This is a genomic window from Halocalculus aciditolerans (assembly GCF_014647475.1).
GTDB lineage: Archaea > Halobacteriota > Halobacteria > Halobacteriales > Halobacteriaceae > Halocalculus > Halocalculus aciditolerans.
Genome location: NZ_BMPG01000002.1, coordinates 118624 through 139782 on the forward strand (window position 1 = coordinate 118624; position 21159 = coordinate 139782).

Sequence of the window (21159 nt, forward strand, 5' to 3'; positions counted from 1 at the left end):
CCGGCACGCGAACGCGTCCGCGTCGGCGGCCGTCGACGCAGACGCTCGCGTTCCCGAACGCCTAAGTCGGTTACTCTCGGCGTCTCCGTATGGACCGCGTGGCAATCATCGGCGCGTCGATGACGCAGTTCGGGCAGCGCGACGGCTGGCTCCGCGACCTCCTCGCGGAAGCCGCGACCGACTGCCTCGACGACACCGGCGTCGCGGCGAGCGACCTCGACCACCTCTACGTCTCGAACATGGCGAGCGGCGAGTTCGAGGGACAGACGGGGGCTCCGAACATGCTCGCCCACGACATCGGCGCGCTCGGCGCGTACACGCAGCGAATCGATCAGACGAGTTCGAGCGGCGGCGCGGGCCTCTACGCCGCCTGGCAGTCCGTCGCCTCCGGCGCGAGCGACCTCACGCTCCTCGTCGGCGGCGAGAAGATGACGCACGAGAGCACGGCCGAAGCGACGGACGTCATCGCGAGCCTCACGCACCCCGTCGAGTACAAGCACGGCCTCACGCTCCCGAGCTTCGCCGGCCTCACCGCCCGCCACTACCTCGAGAAGTTCGACGCCCCCCGCGAGAGCCTGGGGAAGGTCGCGGTGAAGAACCACAAGAACGGCGTCGACAACCCGCACGCCCAGTTCAGAAAGGAAGTCGACCTGGAGACCGTACTGGAGTCGCCGATCGTCGCCGACCCCCTCCGGCTCTACGACTTCTGCCCGATCACGGACGGGAGCGCGGCGCTCCTCCTCTGCCCCGAATCCGTCGCGGCGGAGTACACGGACGACTACGCCGTCATCTCGGGCGTCGCGGGCGCGACCGACACCCACGTCGTCCACGAACGCGACGACCCGACGGTGATGAACGGTGTCGTCGAATCCTCCGAGCGCGCCTACGAGATGGCCGGCCGTGGCCCCGACGACGTCGACGTCGCCGAACTCCACGACATGTTCACCATCCTCGAGTTCCTCCAGAGCGAGGACCTCGGGTTCTTCGAGAAAGGCGAGGGCTGGAAAGCCGTCGAGGAGGGCGTCACGGACCGCGACGGCGACCTCCCCGTCAACACTTCGGGCGGACTCAAGTCCAAGGGCCACCCGCTCGGCGCGTCCGGCGTCGCACAGATTTACGAACTCTACGCCCAGCTCACCGACTCGGCCGGGGAGCGGCAGGTCGACGCCGACGTCGGCCTCGCCTGTAACGTCGGCGGGTTCGGGAACTGCGTCACCACTACTATCCTCGAACGCCCATAGATGACTCAGAACGAGAACGCGTCCTTCGACGCGCACGTCTGCGAGAACGGCCACGTCACCTACCCCGGACACCCGCGGTGTCCGACCTGCGGCCGCGAACAGGTCGCGACCATCGACCTCCGCGAGCGCGACGCCACCGTCGTCACCTGGACGACGTCCACCGCGACACCGCCCGGCGTCCGCTCACCGAACACTATCGTCATCGTCGAATTCGACCTCGACGACTGGCGTGACGCCGAGTCCTTCGACCTCGACGATTCGTCCGTTCGCGCCATCGGCCAGTGTACGACCGACGACGTCGAGACCGGCGACACCGTCACGCCCGTCTACGTCGACGAACTCCGCGACCCCGACCAGGGCATCCGCATCGCCGAGAGCCAGGAGTGGGACGGCTACCGCTTCGAACCCCGCTAAGCGTCGGGTTCGTCCGCCTCGTCGTCGTCATCGGGGTCCGGCGGGTCGTTCCCGTTCTCACCGCCCGCACGCGACGACTGACTCACGACGCCCTTCACGCTCTCCCCGACGAACACGTCACCCCACCCCGAACTCGTCTGCGCCTTCACCGACCGCTTCGAACTGCTCTCGCTCGACTCGTTCCCGGACTCATCGCCACCGCCGTCCGACGCGAGCCCGTCACCCGCGGGATCCGTCGACGCGGCCTCGTCTTCCGCTTCCTCGCCCTCTGTTTCGTCGCCCTCCGTTTCCTCGCGCTTCTCTCCCTCGAACCCCTCGCTGGCACTCCCCTCGCCGTCTGACTCGCCTCCCGATTCGCTCGTCGAGTCCGCGGACTCGCCCGATTCCGCTGGTGACGGGCTCTCGACCTCGGCTGCGTCCGGGTCGCCGTGCCGGGCTTCCCCGGTCTCATCGCTGCTGGAGTCGCCGGGAGAACCGTCTTCACCGGTGTCTGTGTCCTCGTCGGTGTCATCGTCCCCGCCTGCCTCTCCGGCGTCGCGGAGGTCGGACTGCCAGCCGGCACCGGGGTGGTCGTCGGCGTCGTCCGGCGTCGCGTCCCAGTCGGCGTCCGCTTCGTCACCCCAGCCCGCGTCGTCGTGGTCGTCCTCGTCGTCGGGTTCACCGTCCCAATCGACGTCTCCCTCATGGTTCTCCTTCCAGCCGGCGTCGGGGTGTTCGTCCTCGTCGTCGGGCTCGTCGTCCCAGCCCGCGTCCCGCCGCTCGTCTTCGTCGACGTCCTCGTCCTCGTCGGCGTCCTCGCCGAACAGGAACGACCGAACGCGGCCGGATTTCGACTCGCCCTCGGAGCGAGTGGTTTCATCCTCCGCGCCGCCGTCAGCGTCGGCGTCCCCGCTCTCGCCCTCAGACTCGCCGTCGGTGTGTTCGTTCACGCCGCGAGCGCCGCTCTCCGTGGTCTCGCCCGTGGCCGACTCTCCGTCGGACGCCGAATCGACATCCTCGTCCCCATCGCCGTCGGAATCGACATCCTCGTCCGAATCGCTGTCTGAATCCTCGTCGCCGTCGGAGTCATCGTCTGCGTCGTCCGAGCTGTCACCCGAATCCGTGTCGCTGTCCGCATCGTCGTCGGAATCCTCGTCGGAGTCCGCATCGTCGTCGGAATATTCGTCGTCAGTGTCTTCGTCTGTGTCGCTGTCCTCGTCGCTGTCTTCGGATTCGGCCGTCGTTTCGCCGTCGGGAGCGTCGTCCTCGTCGTCGTCATCGTCGTCGGGGTCGTCCCGGTCGTCGCGCTCCTCGGGGTGTTCGAGGATGCGTTTGACGCGGTCGACGATGGTCTCCTCGTCGTCGTCACTCATGCTCTGTTCTTCTCTGTTGTTGGTGAAAAGAACCGGGGCTCACTCGGACGCTTCGTCGGCGTCCTCGACGTCGTCGTCAGCGTCAGCTTCGGCTTCGACAGCGGCCGTGACGTCGTCGTCGGTCCACTGCTCGCGGGCGTCGCCGACGCGCTCTTCGAGTCGGTCGAGGAAGTCGTCGAGCATCTTCGAGTTCGAGACGACCGGCGTGGGGTCGTCGTCCACGTAGTCGTTGAGGTCTTCGATGCGGACTTCGAGTTCGCGGAGGAGTGTCTCGAGTTCTTCCTCGGTCTCGACCATACGGAGAGGACGCGATGCCGCCGTATAATTCCCACACTTCACCAATTGCATTAAACGAGCCGGTTCGGCGTGTTCGGTCGAGCGGTGTCGGCGGTTGGATTTATCTTTCAGGAGCCCGTCGCGCTAACTAATGTGGGATATCGCGTCCGGAGACTCGTCCGGCCGCTGGGAGTCGGTCGAGTCGCCGGTGAAAGTCACCATCAACGACATCTGTAACTCGGTGAACGGCCCCTGCGCCGTCGCGAACAGGGGATACGTCATCGGGCGCGCGAAGGACGGCTCCTGGGGCGTCATCGTCGAGAACGGCCCCGGTGCGAAACGACGCGCGCTCCACAGCATCGACGTGACCGACGACGGGAAGCGCGTCTGGTTCGGCGGTGCCGGCGGCGCGCTCGGCTACTACGACGTCCCGACCGGCGAACGCGAGGACTTCTCGCAGCCGAAAGGCTACGGGACCGCGTGGCACGCCCTCACCGTCTCCGGGCCGCGAAACCGCGAGAAGATCCTGCTCGCCGACGGCAGCGGCCACACCCTCCCCGGCGACGTCGGGACGGACGGCATCCCCGACTGGGGGTTCCAGTCCAAGCCGAACAACGGGAACGCGCTCTACGACCTCACCGCCGACGACGACGGCATCGGCTACGGCGTCGACGGCAGCGGGAACGTCTGGAAGACCACCGCCGACGGCTGGGAGCGCATCGGCATCGACCGCGCGCAGAACAGCTTCTACGCCGTCGAAGCCGTCGGCGACCTCGTCTTCGTCGGCGCGGGGAACGGCCGCTACTGGGAGTGGGACGGCCGGACCTGGACGCCCTTCCGACTCGGCGGCGGCACCATCCACGCCATCCACAAGAACCAGGACGTCACGCTCGCCGGCGGCAGCAGCGGCACGCTCCGGGTCCGCCGCGGCGACGGCGACTGGCACCCCGTCGAGTGGAACGGGAACGCCACCGTCAACGGCGTTCTCGTCCACGACCCCCCAATCGCCGTCGGGCAGAACGGGACCATCGCCGAAGGCGTCGAATCGAAGGACTAGCTCGGTCGGTCGAACCCACGCACACACCGGTCGGCTACCGTCTCCCTGAACACGCCCGCGACCTCGCTCTGCTCGCCGACCTCGACGACGCGCTCCACCGTACACTCCGCCTCGTTCCGGTCCGCCGCGCCCGGCGTATACTCTCCGGTGATGATCTTCGCGACCAGCTGGCCGCCCTTCTTCACCACGAACACGCCTTCCGCCTTCTCGCCGAGCGTCCACCGCCCGGCACGTTGTACCACCGACATTGCTTCCTCCATCATCATTCCTCACACCCCGCCCACAAATAGATTGCCACTAGTTACCACGCACCATAATGTCGGCCGCCGACCGACCCGTCGCCCGCGAAACGACACGCCAACCGTCGACGTCGACGCCCACCCGCGAAAACTCCGACCCCGAAAAAGGGATTTAGTGCTGCTCGCCACGAGGAAACGAGCCGCAACGTGGACGCTGACCGGGATTCCCTGACGCCGTATCGCTACGCGACGCTCGCATGTTTAGCGAATCGGAGAAGCGGGCCGGGCGCGATTTGAACACTGGCCGGGACTCGCTCCGCCCGCCCCGTCTGGCGTTCAAATCCCTCGGGTCCGCACACTCGCTCACGCTGGCCTCGCAGACTCGCGTCTGCTCGGCGTGTGGTTCGCGAGAGAAGCGGGCCGGGCGCGATTTGAACACGCGACCGTCTGATTAAGAGTCAGACGCTCTGCCGGACTGAGCTACCGGCCCACGCACTTCATCGTAGCCGTGGGGTAGTAAAAGAAGTTTCGTATCGGGGACGGCGGAGTGGTCGGGAGGATTAAGTACGGACGGGCGCAACTCGCGTACCATATGAGTAGCCGGGCGACGATATCCTCGATGTCGACGTACGCGATACTCGGCTGTGGCTCCGTCGGGCACGCCGTGGCCGAGGAACTCGTCGAGCGAGGGAAGGACGTCCTCATCGTCGATAAGGACGAGTCCCGGGTCGAGGCGTTGCGCGACCAGGATTTGAACGCACAGCAGGCCGATATCCGCGACGAAGCGGTGGCGGAGTTGGTCGCGGAGCGCGACGTCGTCCTCATCATGTCCTCGGACATTGACGCGAACGAGGCGGCGGTGCGGAACATCCGCTCGCAGAACGAAGAGCAGTTCGTCGTCGTGCGCGCGAGCGACCCCGTGACGAGCGACGAACTCACCGAACTCGGCGCGGACGTCGTCATCAACCCCTCCAGCGTCATCGCCGACGCCTCCCTCCGCGCCCTGGAGTCCGGCGAACTGGAGTATAAGGCCCGTCAGCTCTCCGACGTCATCGACGCGACGTCGGACCGGATGGCCATCGTCACACACGACAACCCCGACCCGGACTCCATCTCCTCTGCGGTCGCGTTGCGCGCCATCGCGGAACACCTCGGCGTCGACGCGGACATCCTCTACTTCGGCGACATCGGCCACCAGGAGAACCGCGCGTTCGTCAACCTCCTCGACATCGAGTTGACGCCGTACGAGGACGTCGACATCGACGACTACGACACGGTCGCGCTCATCGACCCGGCGAAAGCCGGCGAACTCCAAGTGGACGCACAGGTCGACATCTTCATCGACCACTACGAGTCCGGCGGCGAGGTGGACGCGGAGTTCGTCGACGTCCGCCCGAACGTCTCCTCCACGTCGACGATTCTGACGAAGTACATCCAGGAGTTCGACCTCTCTGTGTCCGAGGAGGTGGCGACCGCCTTACTCTACGGGATTCGCGCGGAGACGCTCGACTTCCGCCGAGATACGACGCCGGCCGACCTGACGGCGGCCGCCTATCTCTACCCGTTCGCGAACCACGACGTCCTCGAACAGGTCGAGTCGCCGAACATGAGCCCGGAGACCCTCGACGTGCTCGCGGAAGCCATCACGAACCGCGAGGTACAGGGCTCACACCTCGTGTCGAACGCGGGATTCATCCGGGACCGAGAGGCGCTCGGGCAGGCCGCCCAGCAGCTCCTCAACCTCGAAGGCATTACGACGACCGTCTGTTTCGGCATCGTCGAAGACACCATCTTCCTCTCCGCGCGCTCGAAGGACATCCGGATGAACATCGGGAAAGTCCTCCAGGACGCCTTCTCCGAGATCGGCGAGGCCGCCGGGCACTCGACGCAGGCGTCCGCGGAGATTCCGCTCGGCATCTTCACCGGTATCGAGATTTCCGACGAGAACCGAGACACGCTCCTCTCGCTCACCGAGGAAGCCGTGCGGCGGAAACTGTTCGACGCGATGGGCGTCGACGTCGAAGCGGAGCCGGCCGCGTCGAACGGGAACTAGCAGATCACGCTACGAGGCCGCTTTCGGAGGACTCTGCGCCTTTGAGTCGCTCGACGACGTCGTTGATGAGGATGATGTCGCCGACGGCCCGCACCCAGCGATAGGGGATGATGATGCCTTTACGGCCGGTGGAGACCTCCTCGAAGAGCTCGCCGTTGAGCTGGCCGAGGGCGAGGCCGTTGACGACTTCCTGGTCGAGGTTGAGGCGGATGTCTTCGACTTCGCCGACGAAGACGCCGTTGTTCGAGTAGACCTCGCGGCCGACCAGGCTCGTGATTTCCTGCGGGGTGTCGTCCATGTGCTCGAAGAATGGGCCTGGCCCCTTAACTGTTAGAGCTATCGCAGCGCCCGCTCCGGGCGACTCATTCCCGCGACAGCGCGCCTGCATTACGGGTGAGACGCCCGCGACACGCCGTCGCTCTCTCCGGGTGACGGCCGGTTACGATTCGTCGAGCGAGTCGAGGACGTCGCCGAGTTCGCGGAGCGCGGACGCCATCTGGTTCGGCGCGAGACCGAGGCTGACGCGGATGCGGTCGCTCTCACCGAAGAAGCGGCCGGGGACGACGAGGAGGCCGCGCTCCCAGGCCTTCGCGGTGACTTCGTCGCCGTCCGCGTGCACGGGGTTGAGGAAGGCGAACGTGCTGTCGGGCGCGACGAACCCCTCGACGTCGTCGCGGGTGGCGACGAACTCGGCGAGGAGGTCGCTGTTCGCGTCGAGGAGGTCGCGGGAGCGCCCGGTGAGGTGGTCGAGGTTGTGAAGCGCGCGCATCGCGAGCGCGCGACTGGGGCCGGCGACGCCGGGGACGTGGTGGGAGACCTTGCGGGCGCGGTCGACGAAGTCGGCGTCGGCGACGACCCAGCCGATGCGGAGGTCGCCGAGCCCCCAGAACTTCGTGAGACTTCCCGTGACGACCGTTCCGTCGAGGTCGGCGGCGGTGACGCCGCCGAACGCGCCGTCGCCGGCGTCGCGAGTGAAGGGCGCGTAGACTTCGTCGACGAGGAGGCGGGCGTCGCCCTCGCGAGCGATAGCGGCGGCTTCGGCGAGCGTCTCCCGGTCGGTGAGGCGGCCGGAGGGGTTGTGGCGGTTCGTGATGGTGACGAGGGCGGTGTCGGGCGTCATCGCCTTCTCGATGCGGCCGGTGTCGAGGGAGGCGTCGTCGGCGCGGCGGAATCGGTCGACGCCGAACCCGACGCCGGCGGGCGTCTTCACGAGCGGCTCGTACCCCGGTTTCTCGACGAGCGCGTGGGCGTTCTCCGGGTCGGCCTCGTGGGCGGCGGCGAACGCGATGAAGTTCGCGGTGGACGCGCCGGGCGTCACGAGGACCTGGTCGGGCTCTACGCCGTACGCGCCCGCGAGTTGCATTTCGAGCGTCGCGCCGGCGGGCGGGTCGGCGAGCCCGTCGAGGGCGGGCGGGACGACGCGCGTCTCCTGGTCGTGTTCGCCGCGCAGGTCGCTCGTCCCGAGGTCGTACATCGCGACCTCCGGGCGACCCTGTATCCAGTCGAGGTAGTCGAGGTCCGGGAACATGGCTGAGTCTGGGCGTGCCGGGGGGATAGGCCTTGCCGCTCGGCGGCGGCTCTCGGACTGCGGCGACCGGAACGCGTTTCCCCGAATCACCCCCTATCTCGGGTGTGAACGACCCGCAGGAGTGGCTGGGCGAGGCGTTCGGCGAAGGGCGGGTGGCGGACGCGCGCACGCTGCCGGGACGGGCGGCGGAGACGCGAGCCGTCGACCTCGAACCCCGGCTCGCGTCGGCGCTTGAGGACCGCGGCATCACGGAGCTCTACGCGCATCAGGCGGACGCCGTCGACGCGATACGCGCGGGGAAGGACGTGGTGGTGGCGACGCCGACGGCGTCCGGGAAGTCGCTCGCGTACACGATTCCGGCGTTCGAGAACGCGATGGACCACGGCGGGCGCACGCTCTATCTCGGCCCGCAGAACGCGCTCGTCGCCGACCAGGCCGAATCGCTCTCGGACCTCGCGCACGGCCTCGGATTCGGGAGTAAGGTGCGAGTGGAGACGTACACGGGCCGGCTGTCGAAGGCGGAGAAACGCGACGTCCGGGCGAGCGAGCCGACGGTCGTGCTCTCGAACCCGGACATGCTGCACTACGCGCTCCTCCCGCACGCCCACCGGCTCTGGGAGTGGTTCTTCTCCACGCTCGACCTCGTCGTCGTCGACGAAGTCCACGAGTACCGCGGCGTGTTCGGGAGCCACGTCGCCCTCGTCCTGCGTCGGCTCGCGCGCGTCTGCGAGCGATTCGACGCGTCGCCGCAGTTCGTCTGCGCGTCGGCGACCATCGGGAACCCGGTCGAGCACGCGGCGACCGTCACCGGGCGAGCGGCGGCGGATTTCGCGCTCGTCGACGACGACCGGAGCGAGTCGGGGGACACGCACTGGCTCCTCTGGAACCCGCCGCGACAGACGGGCGGAGACGGGCGGCGGCGGTCGAATCACGTCGAGTCGATGGAGGTCTTCACCGAGTTCGTCGAACGCGGTCATCAGACGCTCGTCTTCACGCGCTCGCGGCAGGGCGCAGAGCAGAACGCGAACCGGAGCCGCGACCGCCTCAGAGAGCGCGGCGAGCACGACCTCGCGGAGCGAATCGCGGCGTACCAGGCGGCGCTGACGCACGACCGTCGCCGCGAGCTCGAAGCCGGCTTGCAGTCGGGCGACCTGCGCGGGGTGTGGTCGACGAGCGCGCTCGAACTCGGCGTCGACGTCGGCGGCCTCGACGCGGTGGTGCTCGACGGCTATCCGGGGACGCGGATGAACACCTTCCAGCGCGCCGGGCGGGCGGGCCGCGGGAGCGCGGACAGCGCAGTCGTGCTCGTCGCGGGCGAGGACCAACTCGACCAGTACGTGATGAACAACCCGGAGGCCCTCTTCGACGGGCCGCCGGAGCGCGCGGTCGCGGACCCGGAGAACGACCAGATTCTCGACCCACACCTCCGGTCGGCGGCGCGGGAGAACTGGCTGAAACCCGGGGACAGCGAGCACTTCCCGGAGTTCGAGGCGCACGTGGACGCCCTCGCGGACGCCGGCGAGCTGGAGCGCCGCGACACGGACTACGGGACGCGGTGGACGTACGCGGGCGAGGGAAGCCCGCAACACGAGATGAGCCTGCGAAGCATCGACGACGGGAACGTGCAGCTCCTCGACTCCTCGAACACGAAACTCGCCGAGCTCTCGCACGCTGATGCCGTCCGGGACGCCCATCCGGGCGCAATCTACCACCACCAGGGCAAGACGTACGAGGTGTCGGACCTCGACCTCGACGCGGGAGTGGCGCGCCTCCAGCGGACGTACGCCGACCACTACACGCGCGTGCTCACGGACAAGACCATCAGCGTCGAAGCGGACCTCGATACATCGACGCCGTTCGCCCGCGACGACGTGACGGCGCGTTTCGCGGACATCACGCTCACGACGCAGGTGACGGGGTACGAGCGCCGCGACGCGAAGCGCGGCGAGACCGTAGGGACGATTCCGCTCGACCTCCCGCCGCGCACCCTGGAGACGAAGGCGCTCTACTACGCCGTCCCGGAGGACGTCGCGGAGGCGCTCGTCGCCGGCGGCGACCTCCCGGGCGCGATTCACGCCGCCGAACACGCGATGATTTCGATGTTCCCGACCGAACTCCTCTGCGACCGCGGCGACATCGGCGGGGTCTCCACGCCGCGCCACCCGCACACCGGCGAGCCGACGATATTCATCTACGACGGCTACCCGGGTGGTGTCGGCCTCGTCCGCGAGGGCTACGGCTCGCTCGGCTCGCTCGCGGCGAGCACGCTCGACATGCTCCGCGGCTGTGACTGCGAGGCCGGCTGTCCGGCGTGCGTGCAGTCCCCGCAGTGCGGGAACGCGAACGACCCGCTCGACAAGAACCTCGCCATCACGCTCCTCGACGCGCTCGTGGCGGGCGACTAAGGGGGGCGGCGGGCGCTATCTGCCGTCGAGGATGGCGTCGAGGTCGGCGTGGTCGCGGAGGAGGTCGCGCATCCGGCGGACGGTGCGGTCGTCGCGCGTGCGGCCGCCGCTCACGACGTCTTCGGCGCGGTCGATGGTGGAGAGCGTGTCGGCGTCGACGACGATGATGGGGATGCCTTCCTGTTCGGCGCGGCCGGCGACCGCGCCCGATGGCTCGTAGCCGCCGGTGAGGACGAGCGCTTTCACGCCGGGGGCTTCGAGCGCGGCGGTCTGGACGTCCGCGCGGTCCCCGCCGGTGATGACGGCGGCGTCCTTCGTCCGACGGAAGTGCGTGAGCGCGGCCTCCCCGGACATCGCGCCGACGAGGAAGCGCTCGACGAACGCCTCGCCGCCGCCGCCGGCGACGACGCGCCCGCCGAGTTCGTCCGCGAGGTCGGCGACCGTGACGCCCGCGAGGTCCTGCACGCGCGGGAGGACGCCGCGGACGGGCGCGCCGCGAGCGTCGAGGAACGGCGCGACCTCCTCCGTGACGGTGTCGTAGTCGGCGTCGGCGACGGCGTTGAAGACGACGCCGTGCAGGCGGTCGCCGAACGCGTCCGCCGCGGCGAGCACGTCGTCGACGTCACGGGATTCGCGGTAGCGCGCGAGCAGGAGGACGTCGGCGTCGAGGAGGTCGGCGACGCGGGGTTCGTCGAGGTCGACGACGCGCCCGGTCTGGATGGCGTCCCCACCCTCCACGAAGAACGCCTCCGTGCCGTCTGCGAGCGTCTCGTAGGCCTCGCGCACGCGGTCGTGGAGCGCGTCGACGTCCTCGCTCCCTCTAATTGCGTCCGCGACGAACGTCGGCGAGTAGACGACCGGCTCCATGTCGCCGACCTGCGCGTCGAGGCCGAGGAGCTCGTGCGCGAGCATCGGGTCCTGGTCGAGGGTTTTCCCGACCGTCGAGCGCAGCCGCGTGCCCTTCGGCTTCATGTAGCCGACGGCGCGGTCGTCGTCGCGCGCAATCGCGGCGAGTGCGAGCGTGACGGCGGTCTTTCCGGTGCTGGCTTCGGTCGAGGCGACGAGGAGTGGTCGGGTCATAGCTGGTCGGGGTCGACGGTGAGTCGGAGGTCGAGCGCGAGTGCTTCGTCGCCCCGCGCGAGCAGCGGGTTGACGTCCAGTTCGAGGATGGCCGGGAAGTCGGTGACGAGCTGGCCGAGGCGTTCGACGCACTCCGAGAGGGCGTCCCGGTCGACGGGGGTTCGCCCTCTCGCGCCGCGGAGGAGCGGCGCGGACTGCACGTCGGCGAGCATCTCGTCGGCCTCCCGCTCGGTGACGGGGGCGACGCGGAAGGTCGTGTCCTCCATGATTTCGACGAAGATGCCGCCGAGGCCGAACATGAGGAGCGGGCCGAACTGCGGGTCGCGGTTCACCCCGAGGATGGTCTCCACGCCGTGCTCGGTGTCGACGAGTTCCTGCACCTGGACGCCGAGGATGCGGGCGTCCGACTGGTAGGTCCGTGCGCGCGTCACGAGGTTCTCGTAGGCGTCGCCGACCTCGGCCTGGGGGACGCCGACTTTCACGCCGCCGATGTCGGATTTGTGGAGGATGTCGGGGCTGACGATCTTCATCACGACGTCGCCGTCGACGTCGGCGGCGAGTTCCTCGGCCTCGCCGGGCGACTCCGCGACGCCGCCCTGCGGCGTCGGGATGCCGTAGGCGTCGAGGAGGTCCATGGCTTCGACGCCGAGCTGGTTCGACTCGCGCTCCGTCACGCCGCGGAGGATCTCCCGCGCGCGCTCGCGGTCGACGTCGAACTCGCGGGGCGTACCGTACTCGCGGTCGGTGAGGCGGGCGTGTTCGGCGAGCGCGTCGAGGCTGTCCACCGCCCTCGCGGGGTCGAAGTAGTTCGGGATGCCGGCCTCGTTGAGCACGCGCTCGGGCGCGCGAACGCGCTCGCCGCCCATGAAGCACGTCACGACGGGCTTCCCGTGCTCTGCTTGGGCGGCGACGACGGCGTCGGCGAGCGCCTCGTAGTCGAGCATCGCCGTGGGCGCGGCGACGACGACCGCCATCCCGACGCCGCCGTCGGCGAGCGTGACGTCGAGCGCCGTCTCGAAGCGGTCGACGTCCGCGTCCCCGATGACGTCCACGGGGTTGTGGACGTTCGCGTTCCCGGGGAGCGCGTCGAGCAGGCGGTCGCGGGTGTCGTCGCCGAACGACGCCATCGAGAGCGAGGAGTCGCCGACGGCGTCCGTCGTCATCACGCCGGGGCCGCCGGCGTTCGTCACGACGCCGACGCCCTCGGTTTCGGGTTTCGGGAGGCCGTCGAGCGCCTTCGCGAAATCGAAGAACTCCTGGACGTTCTCCGCGCGGAGCACGCCCGCCTGCTCGAACCCCGCCTCGTAGGCCTTCTCGCTCCCCGCAATCGCGCCCGTGTGGCTGGAGGCGGCCTGCGCGCCCGCCTCCGTCCGCCCGGACTTCACGGCGACGACCGGCGTCTCACTGGTCACCTCGCGCGCCGTGTCGATGAACGCCCGGCCGTCAACCACGGACTCCAGGTAGGCGAGCACGACGTTCGTCTCCTCGTCTTCGCCCCACGCCCGCATGAAATCCGTCTCGTCCATCGCCGCCTTGTTCCCCAGACTGACGACGTCGGAGAACCCGAAGTCGGCGTCGTTCGCCCAGTCGAGCACGGCCGTGATGAACGCGCCCGACTGGCTCATGAACGCCACGGAGCCCGGGAGCGCCATCGACGGGCCGAACGTCGCGTTCATCCCGGAGCGCGTGCTCATCACGCCGAGGCAGTTCGGGCCGACGAGGTTCACCCCGTACTCCGCGGCGAGGTCGACGAGTTCCTGTTCTTGCTGCGCGCCCTCGCCGCCGGCCTCGCCGAATCCCGCCGTCACGACGACGACGTTCGGCACGCCCGCCTCACCCGCGTCTCGGACGACGTCGGCGACCGCGTCGGGCGGCACGACCACGACCGCGACGTCCACGTCGGGCGCGCTCGCGAGGTCGGGGTAGCACGCGTAGCCGAGCACGGACTCGCGCTTCGGGTTCACCGCGACGACCTCGCCGTCGAAGCCGTCGAGGTTCGTGAGTATCGCCCGCCCCACCGCGCCCTCGCGGTCCGTCGCCCCCACGACCGCGACGCGCGCCGGGTCGAACAGCCGACGCAGCTCGTCGGACTGACTCCGCTGGCTCGTTTCCTGCACGCGCGGTCTATCGCCCGCGGCCCCGATAAGTCTGGGTGGCCACCGCCCGATTATGGAAGAAAAAGTTAGGCTTCCCGAAAACTATCTTTTCGGATGGTAAACTGTAAGTGGCCGGATGACGGAGTACCACCTAGACATGGACGCCGTCACTGCCTACGCGTTCGTCTTCCTCGCGGGACTCGTCACGTGCCTCGCGACCGGACTCGGGGCACTTCCCTTCTTCGTGGTCGACGAGACCTCCGACCGCTGGACGGTCGCGCTCTGGGGCGTCGCCTCCGGCATCATGCTCGCCGCGTCCGTCTTCGGCCTCCTCCGCGAGGGCCTCGCGCTCACGACCGGCCTTCCGATCGTTCTCGCCGTCGGCGTCGCCGCCGGAGTCGTCCTCGTCGTCGTCGCTAACTCCGTTCTCGACCGCGTCGACGTCGGCGGCCACGGCCACAGCCACGACGAGCCCGCCGACCGCGCCGGAGCCGACACCAGCAACGACGACGCCGGACCGAACGACGCCCACGACGTGCACGTCGACCCCGAAGCCGTCGCCGAGGGCGACCTGAAGAAGCTCGCGCTCATCCTCGGCGTCCTCACCGTCCACTCCTTCCCCGAGGGCGTCGCCGTCGGCGTCTCCTTCGCCGAACTCGGCCTCCAGGGCGGCGTTCCGATTCTCGGCCTCACGGTTCCCGTGCTCGCCATCGTCATGACCGTCGCTATCAGCGTCCACAACATCCCCGAGGGCCTCGCCGTCTCCATCCCCCTGAAGGCGATGGACGTCTCGAAGTGGCGCATGGTCGGCGCGGCCGTCTTCTCCAGTCTCCCCCAGCCCATCGGCGCGGTCATCGCGTTCGCCTTCGTCACGTGGGCGTACCGCTTCCTCCCCTTCGGCTACGGGTTCGCCGCCGGCGCGATGCTCTACCTCGTCCTCGCCGAGTTCGTCCCGGACGCCCTCGAAGCGGGCGCGGACCTCCCCGGCGGCGGCTACCGCGAACTCGCCCTCGGCGTCCTCGGCGGCGTCGCGATTATGGTCCCGCTCATCTTCGTCTAACTCTCGCGCTCGGCCGGCCGGAATCCGCCCGGCGTCTCCACGAGGTCGCCGCTCGCGACGAGCCGAGCGAGCGCCGCGTCGAGCGCCTCACCGTCGATACCGCTCCCCGCGAGCGTCCGCTCGATAGCCTCCCGGTCGATACGCTCGACGGCCACGTCGACGGTGTTCAACTCGACGACGCGGCACACCATCGCCGCCACGCCGTCCGCCGACACCGAACTCCCGTCAGCGCTCACAGCCAACGCCCCCGTCCTCGACCGCTCCGAGCGCGGCTCCACCGTCGCTGGCCGACTTCCCGAGCAGGCCCGCCAGCGTCCGGCGTCCCGCAACTGGGGGCTTGCCGGTCGGCGGCGGCGAGCGCCCGGTCGACGCCGGCCGCCTCACCGATGAACTGCGTGCGTCTCAGAATCCTGCACCTCGCTACCGAACAGAACGCTCCCAGCGAGCATAAAGACCGACGCTCCCCGCGCGCGGCTCCGGACTACGGCGTCGAGAACCGCGAGCGTCGCAGAATCAGTCGCTCTTGACGAAGCGGTCGTACGCGGACTGGAACGCGCCATCCTCCTCGGCGAGTTCGGACCACTGGGTGAGGCCGCGCTCCTCGTCCGTGCCCGCGATGGTGTTGTCGAGGACGAAGGCGATGAGGCCGCCGACGGCCATGCCGACGCCGCCGACGACGTAGACGGTCTGCGCGATGACGTCGACGCCGAGCACGGGACCGAGGACGGCGACCTGGCTGAGTCCCTCCTGGAAGGCGGCGGCGCTCCCGACGTTCGACATGTAGTTCGGAATCGCGAGCCCGGCGAAGAGGGAGATGCCGATGATGAAGATATTTCGAGATGAGTCGAGGTCGACGTACTTCAGGTTGGAGAGGCCGACGGCGGCGATCTGGCCGAACATCGCGATGAAGAGGCCGCCGACGACGGCGTCCGGGATGGTGGTGACGAGCGCGCCGAAGTAGCCGACGAATCCGACGACGAGCATCAGGGCCGCGCCGATCTGGACGACGTAGCGCGACGCGACGCCCGTGAGGCCGATTGCGCCGATGTTCTCCGAGTAGGACGTACAGCCGTTCCCGGTCCCCATGAACCCGGAGAAGATCGACATCAGGCCCTCCATGCCGATGCCGTGATCGATGCGTTTTCGAGAGGGTGCGCCGACGCCGGCGATGCGCGCGACCGCGTGGTAGTCGCCGAAGCTCTCTAGTACTGATGCCATGAAGCCCGCGAAGATACCGACGATGTACGCGGGCGTGAAGAGCGGTTGGCCGACGAGGACGCCGGGGACGACGAAGAGCGAGGCATCCGCGACGGGTCGGGCGGAGACGTAGGCGGCGTCGCCGGAGCCGAAGACGCCGGCCGCGGAGAGGACGGCGGCGGCGACCCACGCGACCACCACGCCGATGAGGACGGGGTAGAGTTTGAACGCGCGGTGGTAGACGTCGAGGTACTGGCTGAACGCGACGATGAGCAGGACGGTCAGCCCGACGATCCACCAGTTCTGCTGGCCGGAGGTGATCTGCGAGACGTTGAAGAGCGCCAGTCCGATGAGCGCGATGGTCGGTGCGACGACGACCGGCGAGAGATACCGCTTCAGCCGGCCGACGAGGCCGAGGTAGCCGATGAGCATCTCCGCCGCCGCCGCGACGAGCACCGCGCCCTGGAGCTCTCTGACCATCGTCTCCCAGCCCGCGCCGCTCGTCGCCATCACGCCGATGACCGCGAGCGCCGGAGCCATAATGGAGAAGGACGCGCCCTGCACGATGGGGTAGCGGTTCCCGAACGTCGTCTGCGCGAGCGTCGCGATCCCCGACACGACGAAGAACGTCCCGACCAGTTGCGCCGTCGCCCACGCCGGCATCCCCATCGCGCTCGCGAGGATGAGCGGCACCGCGATGTTCGCGCCGATCATCGTCAGGTAGTGCTGCGACCCCAGAAGGAGTGAGCGCACGAGCGGCGGTTTGTCGTCGATCCCGTACTCCACGAAGTCGCTCGCCACCGACTCCGTCCCCGGCTCCCCGGAGAGCCCGTCCGGCGGCGTCTCATCTCCTGCCATACTGAGTCTGCCGACACGAATAGGTGAAACAGCATAAAGATGCTGTAACGACTCGGGACCGCTCGCTGAATAATCACAAACGCGCAGCAAGAACCGGCGCTGTCGACGCCGGCTCGCCTCCTCGGCTCCAGCCGGAGCGACGGACTGTGCGGTCGGGTCGCTTACCGGAACGCGCGGTGGTACTGCACGGGCGCGAGTTCCTGGACATCCTCGCCGAGTTCGGCGGCCGCGGTCAGCCCGAAGTAGGGGTCGCGGAGGAACTCGCGGCCGACGATGGCGAGGTCCGCGCGGTCGTTTCTGATTATTGCGTCGGCCTGCTCCGGCGACGTGATGCCGCCGACGGTCCCGACCGCGATGTCCGTCTCCGTGTTCTCACGGACGTGCTCGGCGAGCGCGAGCTGGTAGTTCGGCCCCGTCCACTCCGGCGCGGACCGCGGGCTAATCCCGCCAGACGAGACGTCGACGAGGTCCGCGCCCGCGTCCGCGAGCAGGTCGGAGAGCCGCGCCGTCTGCTCGACGTCCCAGGATTCCCGGTCGTCGAGCCAGTCCGTCGCGGACAGCCGCACGAACACCGGCTTGTCGTCCGGCCAGACCTCACGCACCGCCTCCGTCACTTCGAGAATCAGGCGCGCGCGGTTCTCGAAACTCCCGCCGTACTTGTCGTCGCGGTGGTTCGTCACCGGCGAGAGGAACTGGTGGAGGAGGTAGCCGTGCGCGCCGTGAATCTCCGCCACCTCGAAGCCGGCGTCGAGCGCGTGCTCCGCGCCCTCGCGCCACTGCTCGACGATGTCTTCGACCTCGTCCGTCGACGGCACCGTCATCGGCGGCGCGTCCTGCTCCTCGTACGGCCACGCGTCCTCGCTCGGCGCGACGACCTCCCAGCCGTCCTCGTCCGGCTGCAGCGGCTCGTGGCCCTCCCACGGCCGCGACGTCGACGCCTTCCGCCCCGCGTGCCCCAGCTGGATGCCCGGCGACGCCCCCTGGCTCTTGATGAACGCCGTCGTCTCCCGCAGCGCCTCCGCGTGCTCCTCGCTCCAGATACCGAGGTCCTGGGGCGTGATGCGACCGCGCGGCTCCACCGCCGTCTTCTCCGCCATCACGATCCCCGCGCCGCCCGACGCGCGCGACCCGAGATGCACCTGATGCCACGGCGTCGCCACCCCGTCCATCGCCTCCACCGAATACTGACACATCGGAGACACCATCAAGCGGTTCCGGAACTCCGTCTCCCGCAACTCGAACGAACTGAAGAGATCGTCGACCATCACCTCACCCTACCCGCGTCCCGCAAAAAGCCGTACCGGACGAAGGGCTGATTGCCGCAACTACACCGACCCCCACGTCGACGCGTTCGCGCCTTCGACGGTGGCACCCCTCTCGCGCTAGCTCGCGGGTCGCGTTGTTCCGCTCGCTCTAAACGTGGTTCTCACTCGCGCCTTCGGCGCTCGTTCCGAACCACGTTGCCGCTTCCCCCTAGTCCATTTACCCCCGCGACGACGGTCGAAGCATGGGTCTCTCCACGGACGACATCATGCAGTTGAGCCTCGACCTCGTCGACTGGGACGACGTTCCCGGCGACAGCACGACGTACGTGCCCGGCGAGGATATCGAGTCGGCGCTCGTCGGCATCGACCTCGAATCGCCGGAGCTCCAGCTCGCGAACGACCAGGACTTCGACCTCGCGCTCGCGCACCACCCCGCGGGCGATGAGGCGCGCCTCGAGTTCACGGAGGTGCTCGACAAGCAGGTGGAGTTCATGACGAACCACGGCGTCCCCGAGGACGTCGCCGAGGAGGCCGCGCAGGGCATCCGCGACAACGCCGAGTACGGCGCGCACGCCGCGAACTACCGGCACAACCCGAGCGTCGCCGAACTCCTCGACCAGCCGTACATGAACATCCACCTCGCACCCGACGAGCTCGGCCGCCGGCTCTTCGTCGAGGTCGTCGAGGAACTCACCGCGGACGCGACCGTCGCCGACCTGAAGGCGGCGTTCAACGACGCGTTCCCCGAGATTCGGAACGCCGCGACGGACATCGAGACGCGGGTCGGCGACGACGCGAACGAGGTCGGCGAGGTCGCCGTTCACCACGCGGCCGGGACGAACGGCGGCGCGGACGTCGCGCGCGCCTACTTCGAACACGGCGTCGACACGGTCATCTACATCCACGTCTCCGCGATCGACGCCGCGGAGCTCCGCGAGGAGTTCGCCGGCGAGGAGAAGAACCTCGTCGTCACCGGTCACATCGCGAGCGACGCCGTCGGCCTGAACGTCCTCGTCGACGCCCTAGAGGGAGAAGGCGTCGAGTGTACGACGTTCTCCGGCTGCGACCTCTAAACCGAAAAACGACTCGCTCGCGCGCTTACTTTCCGTCGGCCGCGTCCTCGATTTCGGGCTCTTCGTACTCCTCGACGTCCTCGCCGGTGGTGTCCGCGCCGCCGATGTCGGCGGCCTCCGGTTCGACGTACTCGTCTTCGTCCGACTCCGCGAGGACGTCGTCGGGCGTCGCGCTCTCGCGCTCGCCCGTCCGTTCGATTTCGATTTCTACTTCGACTTCGGTGCCGGCGACCTCGAACTCGGCTTCGCCGCGCTCGCTCCCGCCGAGTTCGACTTCGAGTTCGTCCCGGTCGATCTCCACTTCGACTTCCACTTCGACGTCGACATCGTCCGTCATACTTGGTGCTTCGAGCGGGGCGGGAAAAAGGTGTGTGGCCGTCGGGGCGGTCGAAACAGTCAGAGGGGTCGGAGGAACCGGAGGGGTCGGCGCGGGACCCGAACTCGCCCCCCGAGAAATCGTTTTCCGATTCTGAGTAAATATTTTATCGCGGGGGCTCGAAGGGCGAGTATGAACCAGCTAACAGTCCCCGCCCACCAGCGCCCGTACGTCGACGGCCAGTGGCGGGACGGCGCGGACGCCATCGCGGTCACCGACCTCGCGGACGGCGGCGTGTTCACGCACGTCGGCGCGGCGGGCGTCGAGGCGGCCGAGGACGCGCTCGCCGCCGCGCACCGCGTCAAACCCGCGCTCAGAGACGCGAGCATCCCGCAGCGCTACGAGTGGCTGAACGGCGTCGCGGACGGTATCGCCGACCGGAGGGAGGAGCTCGCGGAGACCATCGTGCGCGAGGCCGGGAAGCCGATTTCGAGCGCGCGCGGCGAGGTCGACTCCGCGGTCGAGCGGTTCCGGCGCGCCGCCGAGGAGGCCCGCCAGCAGAAAGGCGAGTACCGCGAGGGGACGACGGCCGGCCACGAGAACTGGCAGGCCGTGGTGAAACCGGAGCCGCGCGGGCTCGCGCTCTGCATCACGCCCTACAACTACCCGCTGGCGACGACGGCGCTCCAGGTCGCGCCCGCGCTCGCCGCCGGCAACAGCGTGGTTTTGAAACCCGCGAGCAAGACGCCGGTGACCGCCGCCGTCCTCGCGGACGTCGTCGCCGACGCCGGTCTCCCGGACGGCGCGTTCAACTTCCTCCCCGGCGACGCGAGCGAAATCGGCGACTACCTCGCGGGCGACGACCGCGTGAACGCCATCGCCATGACGGGGTCGTCGAGCGCCGGGAAGCACGTCGCGAAGCAGGCCGGACTCGTCGAACTCCACATGGAGCTCGGCGGGAACGCCCCCGAGATCGTCTTCGCGGACGCCGACCTCGCCGACGCCGCCGCGGACGCCGCCGCCGGCTCCGTCAAGTACGCCGGGCAGCGCTGCTCCGCCGTCTCCCGCGTCCTCGCACAGGACGCCGTCCACGACGACCTCGTGGCGCGCATCGACGACGAACTCGACTCCTGGACCGTCGGCGATCTCTTCGACGACGACACCGACCTCGGCCCCGTCATCGACGAATCGCAGGCCGAGTGGGTGCAGGAACTCGTCGACGACGCCGTCGAGAACGGCGCAGACCTCGTGCGCGGCGGGGAGTACGAAAAGCAGGCGGAGGGCGTCTACGTCTACGAGCCGACGCTCCTCGCCGATGTTCCCCACGACGCCCGCATCATCCGCGAAGAGCAGTTCGGACCCGTCGCCGCCGTCACCCGCTTCGACACCGAAGCGAAAGCGGTGGCGCTCGCGAACGACACCGACCTCGCGCTCGACGCCGCCGTCTTCACGAGCGACTACGACCGCGCGCTCCGTGTCGCCGACCGCGTCCAGGCCGGCGCGGTCCGCATCAACGGCCGCCCGAGCCACGGCCTCGGCGACATCCCCTTCGGCGGCCGGAAATCCTCCGGCATCGGCCGCGAAGGCCTCGACAGCAGCATCGACGCCTTCACCACCACCAAATCCATCATCCTCTGATTCGGTCCGTA

The 21159-nt window shown here is 68.9% G+C and carries 19 protein-coding genes and 1 tRNA gene; 8 read left to right on the top strand and 12 right to left on the bottom strand.

Translation table 11 applies throughout. The features are described 5' to 3' along the window. The first annotated feature begins 89 nt into the window (after nucleotides 1-89). A complete protein-coding gene (locus IEY26_RS07175; protein WP_188977388.1) occupies nucleotides 90-1241 on the top strand; it encodes a thiolase family protein in 1152 nt (383 codons plus the stop codon). Then, nucleotides 1242-1655 carry a PhlB family protein gene (locus tag IEY26_RS07180; RefSeq protein ID WP_188977390.1) on the top strand — a complete coding sequence of 138 codons (414 nt, stop codon included), beginning with the start codon at nucleotides 1242-1244 and terminating at the stop codon, nucleotides 1653-1655. It begins immediately after the preceding gene. Here IEY26_RS07180 and IEY26_RS07185 read toward each other — a convergent pair. Together IEY26_RS07185 and IEY26_RS07190 are read right to left on the bottom strand one after the other, a co-directional pair. Beyond that, nucleotides 1652-3007: a hypothetical protein gene (locus tag IEY26_RS07185; protein ID WP_188977392.1), complete on the bottom strand. Its 1356-nt coding sequence runs from the start codon at nucleotides 3005-3007 to the stop codon at nucleotides 1652-1654. The genes IEY26_RS07180 and IEY26_RS07185 overlap by 4 nt on opposite strands. Nucleotides 3008-3046: 39 nt before the next feature. Continuing rightward, nucleotides 3047-3304, bottom strand: coding sequence for a hypothetical protein (locus IEY26_RS07190; RefSeq protein ID WP_188977394.1), 258 nt, complete (start codon nucleotides 3302-3304; stop codon nucleotides 3047-3049). A gap of 130 nt (nucleotides 3305-3434) precedes the next feature. Between IEY26_RS07190 and IEY26_RS07195 the strand changes: the two genes are divergently transcribed. Beyond that, complete coding sequence (locus IEY26_RS07195) at nucleotides 3435-4340, top strand: beta propeller repeat protein (RefSeq protein ID WP_188977396.1); 906 nt, start codon at nucleotides 3435-3437, stop codon at nucleotides 4338-4340. On the opposite strand, the gene IEY26_RS07200 is transcribed toward IEY26_RS07195, so the two are convergent. Both IEY26_RS07200 and IEY26_RS07205 read right to left on the bottom strand, forming a co-directional pair. After that, the gene (locus IEY26_RS07200; RefSeq protein WP_188977398.1) at nucleotides 4337-4606 is read right to left on the bottom strand and encodes a hypothetical protein; all 270 of its coding nucleotides are present in this window, start codon (nucleotides 4604-4606) and stop codon (nucleotides 4337-4339) included. The genes IEY26_RS07195 and IEY26_RS07200 overlap by 4 nt on opposite strands. 389 nt (nucleotides 4607-4995) lie before the next feature. After that, nucleotides 4996-5069 (bottom strand) — tRNA-Lys (locus IEY26_RS07205). Between the two features lie 102 nt (nucleotides 5070-5171). On the opposite strand from IEY26_RS07205, the gene IEY26_RS07210 reads away from it, so the two are divergent. Beyond that, a complete protein-coding gene (locus tag IEY26_RS07210; protein WP_188977400.1) occupies nucleotides 5172-6632 on the top strand; it encodes a DHH family phosphoesterase in 1461 nt (486 codons plus the stop codon). A gap of 4 nt (nucleotides 6633-6636) precedes the next feature. Here IEY26_RS07210 and IEY26_RS07215 read toward each other — a convergent pair whose 3' ends face one another. After that, a complete protein-coding gene (locus tag IEY26_RS07215) occupies nucleotides 6637-6930 on the bottom strand; it encodes a PRC-barrel domain-containing protein (protein WP_188977402.1) in 294 nt (97 codons plus the stop codon). Nucleotides 6931-7071: 141 nt separating this feature from the next. Continuing rightward, nucleotides 7072-8160: a pyridoxal phosphate-dependent aminotransferase gene (locus IEY26_RS07220; protein WP_188977404.1), complete on the bottom strand. Its 1089-nt coding sequence runs from the start codon at nucleotides 8158-8160 to the stop codon at nucleotides 7072-7074. Nucleotides 8161-8264: 104 nt separating this feature from the next. Between IEY26_RS07220 and IEY26_RS07225 the strand changes: the two genes are divergently transcribed. Next, nucleotides 8265-10565 (top strand): DEAD/DEAH box helicase, encoded by a 2301-nt coding sequence (locus tag IEY26_RS07225; RefSeq protein WP_188977406.1) that lies wholly within the window; start codon nucleotides 8265-8267, stop codon nucleotides 10563-10565. Between the two features lie 15 nt (nucleotides 10566-10580). Here IEY26_RS07225 and IEY26_RS07230 read toward each other — a convergent pair whose 3' ends face one another. Further along, a complete protein-coding gene (locus tag IEY26_RS07230) occupies nucleotides 10581-11645 on the bottom strand; it encodes a phosphotransacetylase family protein (protein ID WP_188977408.1) in 1065 nt (354 codons plus the stop codon). Next, the gene (locus IEY26_RS07235) at nucleotides 11642-13762 is read right to left on the bottom strand and encodes an acetate--CoA ligase family protein (RefSeq protein ID WP_229773970.1); all 2121 of its coding nucleotides are present in this window, start codon (nucleotides 13760-13762) and stop codon (nucleotides 11642-11644) included. The genes IEY26_RS07230 and IEY26_RS07235 overlap by 4 nt, the downstream gene beginning before the upstream one ends. Nucleotides 13763-13877: 115 nt before the next feature. Between IEY26_RS07235 and IEY26_RS07240 the strand changes: the two genes are divergently transcribed. Beyond that, the gene (locus tag IEY26_RS07240; RefSeq protein ID WP_229773973.1) at nucleotides 13878-14801 is read left to right on the top strand and encodes a ZIP family metal transporter; all 924 of its coding nucleotides are present in this window, start codon (nucleotides 13878-13880) and stop codon (nucleotides 14799-14801) included. On the opposite strand, the gene IEY26_RS07245 is transcribed toward IEY26_RS07240, so the two are convergent. From IEY26_RS07245 to IEY26_RS07255, 3 genes are all read right to left on the bottom strand, one after another. Next, the gene (locus IEY26_RS07245; protein ID WP_188977411.1) at nucleotides 14798-15037 is read right to left on the bottom strand and encodes a hypothetical protein; all 240 of its coding nucleotides are present in this window, start codon (nucleotides 15035-15037) and stop codon (nucleotides 14798-14800) included. The genes IEY26_RS07240 and IEY26_RS07245 overlap by 4 nt on opposite strands. 277 nt (nucleotides 15038-15314) lie before the next feature. Then, nucleotides 15315-16856 (bottom strand): uracil-xanthine permease family protein, encoded by a 1542-nt coding sequence (locus IEY26_RS07250; protein WP_188977412.1) that lies wholly within the window; start codon nucleotides 16854-16856, stop codon nucleotides 15315-15317. 161 nt (nucleotides 16857-17017) lie between these two features. Next, entirely contained in the window at nucleotides 17018-18121 is a 1104-nt protein-coding gene (locus IEY26_RS07255) for an NADH:flavin oxidoreductase/NADH oxidase (protein ID WP_188977414.1), read from the bottom strand. A 242-nt stretch (nucleotides 18122-18363) separates the two neighbouring features. On the opposite strand from IEY26_RS07255, the gene IEY26_RS07260 reads away from it, so the two are divergent. After that, the gene (locus tag IEY26_RS07260; protein ID WP_188977416.1) at nucleotides 18364-19194 is read left to right on the top strand and encodes a hypothetical protein; all 831 of its coding nucleotides are present in this window, start codon (nucleotides 18364-18366) and stop codon (nucleotides 19192-19194) included. A gap of 25 nt (nucleotides 19195-19219) precedes the next feature. On the opposite strand, the gene IEY26_RS07265 is transcribed toward IEY26_RS07260, so the two are convergent. Beyond that, nucleotides 19220-19531 (bottom strand): hypothetical protein, encoded by a 312-nt coding sequence (locus tag IEY26_RS07265; protein ID WP_188978954.1) that lies wholly within the window; start codon nucleotides 19529-19531, stop codon nucleotides 19220-19222. A 171-nt stretch (nucleotides 19532-19702) separates the two neighbouring features. On the opposite strand from IEY26_RS07265, the gene IEY26_RS07270 reads away from it, so the two are divergent. Beyond that, on the top strand, nucleotides 19703-21148 hold the full coding sequence (locus tag IEY26_RS07270) for an aldehyde dehydrogenase family protein (RefSeq protein WP_188977418.1): 1446 nt from the start codon (nucleotides 19703-19705) through the stop codon (nucleotides 21146-21148). The last annotated feature ends 11 nt before the right edge of the window (nucleotides 21149-21159 follow it).

Bases quoted from the DNA above. Each gene is read 5' to 3' on its own strand.
- IEY26_RS07240 (WP_229773973.1), top strand. From the start codon at position 13,878: ATGACGGAGTACCACCTAGACATGGACGCCGTCACTGCCTACGCGTTC.
- IEY26_RS07195 (WP_188977396.1), top strand. From the start codon at position 3,435: ATGTGGGATATCGCGTCCGGAGACTCGTCCGGCCGCTGGGAGTCGGTC.
- IEY26_RS07260 (WP_188977416.1), top strand. From the start codon at position 18,364: ATGGGTCTCTCCACGGACGACATCATGCAGTTGAGCCTCGACCTCGTC.
- IEY26_RS07200 (WP_188977398.1), bottom strand. From the start codon at position 4,606: ATGATGATGGAGGAAGCAATGTCGGTGGTACAACGTGCCGGGCGGTGG.
- IEY26_RS07190 (WP_188977394.1), bottom strand. From the start codon at position 3,304: ATGGTCGAGACCGAGGAAGAACTCGAGACACTCCTCCGCGAACTCGAA.
- IEY26_RS07270 (WP_188977418.1), top strand. From the start codon at position 19,703: ATGAACCAGCTAACAGTCCCCGCCCACCAGCGCCCGTACGTCGACGGC.
- IEY26_RS07210 (WP_188977400.1), top strand. From the start codon at position 5,172: ATGAGTAGCCGGGCGACGATATCCTCGATGTCGACGTACGCGATACTC.
- IEY26_RS07185 (WP_188977392.1), bottom strand. From the start codon at position 3,007: ATGAGTGACGACGACGAGGAGACCATCGTCGACCGCGTCAAACGCATC.
- IEY26_RS07265 (WP_188978954.1), bottom strand. From the start codon at position 19,531: ATGACGGACGATGTCGACGTCGAAGTGGAAGTCGAAGTGGAGATCGAC.
- IEY26_RS07220 (WP_188977404.1), bottom strand. From the start codon at position 8,160: ATGTTCCCGGACCTCGACTACCTCGACTGGATACAGGGTCGCCCGGAG.
- IEY26_RS07215 (WP_188977402.1), bottom strand. From the start codon at position 6,930: ATGGACGACACCCCGCAGGAAATCACGAGCCTGGTCGGCCGCGAGGTC.
- IEY26_RS07230 (WP_188977408.1), bottom strand. From the start codon at position 11,645: ATGACCCGACCACTCCTCGTCGCCTCGACCGAAGCCAGCACCGGAAAG.
- IEY26_RS07250 (WP_188977412.1), bottom strand. From the start codon at position 16,856: ATGGCAGGAGATGAGACGCCGCCGGACGGGCTCTCCGGGGAGCCGGGG.
- IEY26_RS07180 (WP_188977390.1), top strand. From the start codon at position 1,242: ATGACTCAGAACGAGAACGCGTCCTTCGACGCGCACGTCTGCGAGAAC.
- IEY26_RS07255 (WP_188977414.1), bottom strand. From the start codon at position 18,121: ATGGTCGACGATCTCTTCAGTTCGTTCGAGTTGCGGGAGACGGAGTTC.
- IEY26_RS07175 (WP_188977388.1), top strand. From the start codon at position 90: ATGGACCGCGTGGCAATCATCGGCGCGTCGATGACGCAGTTCGGGCAG.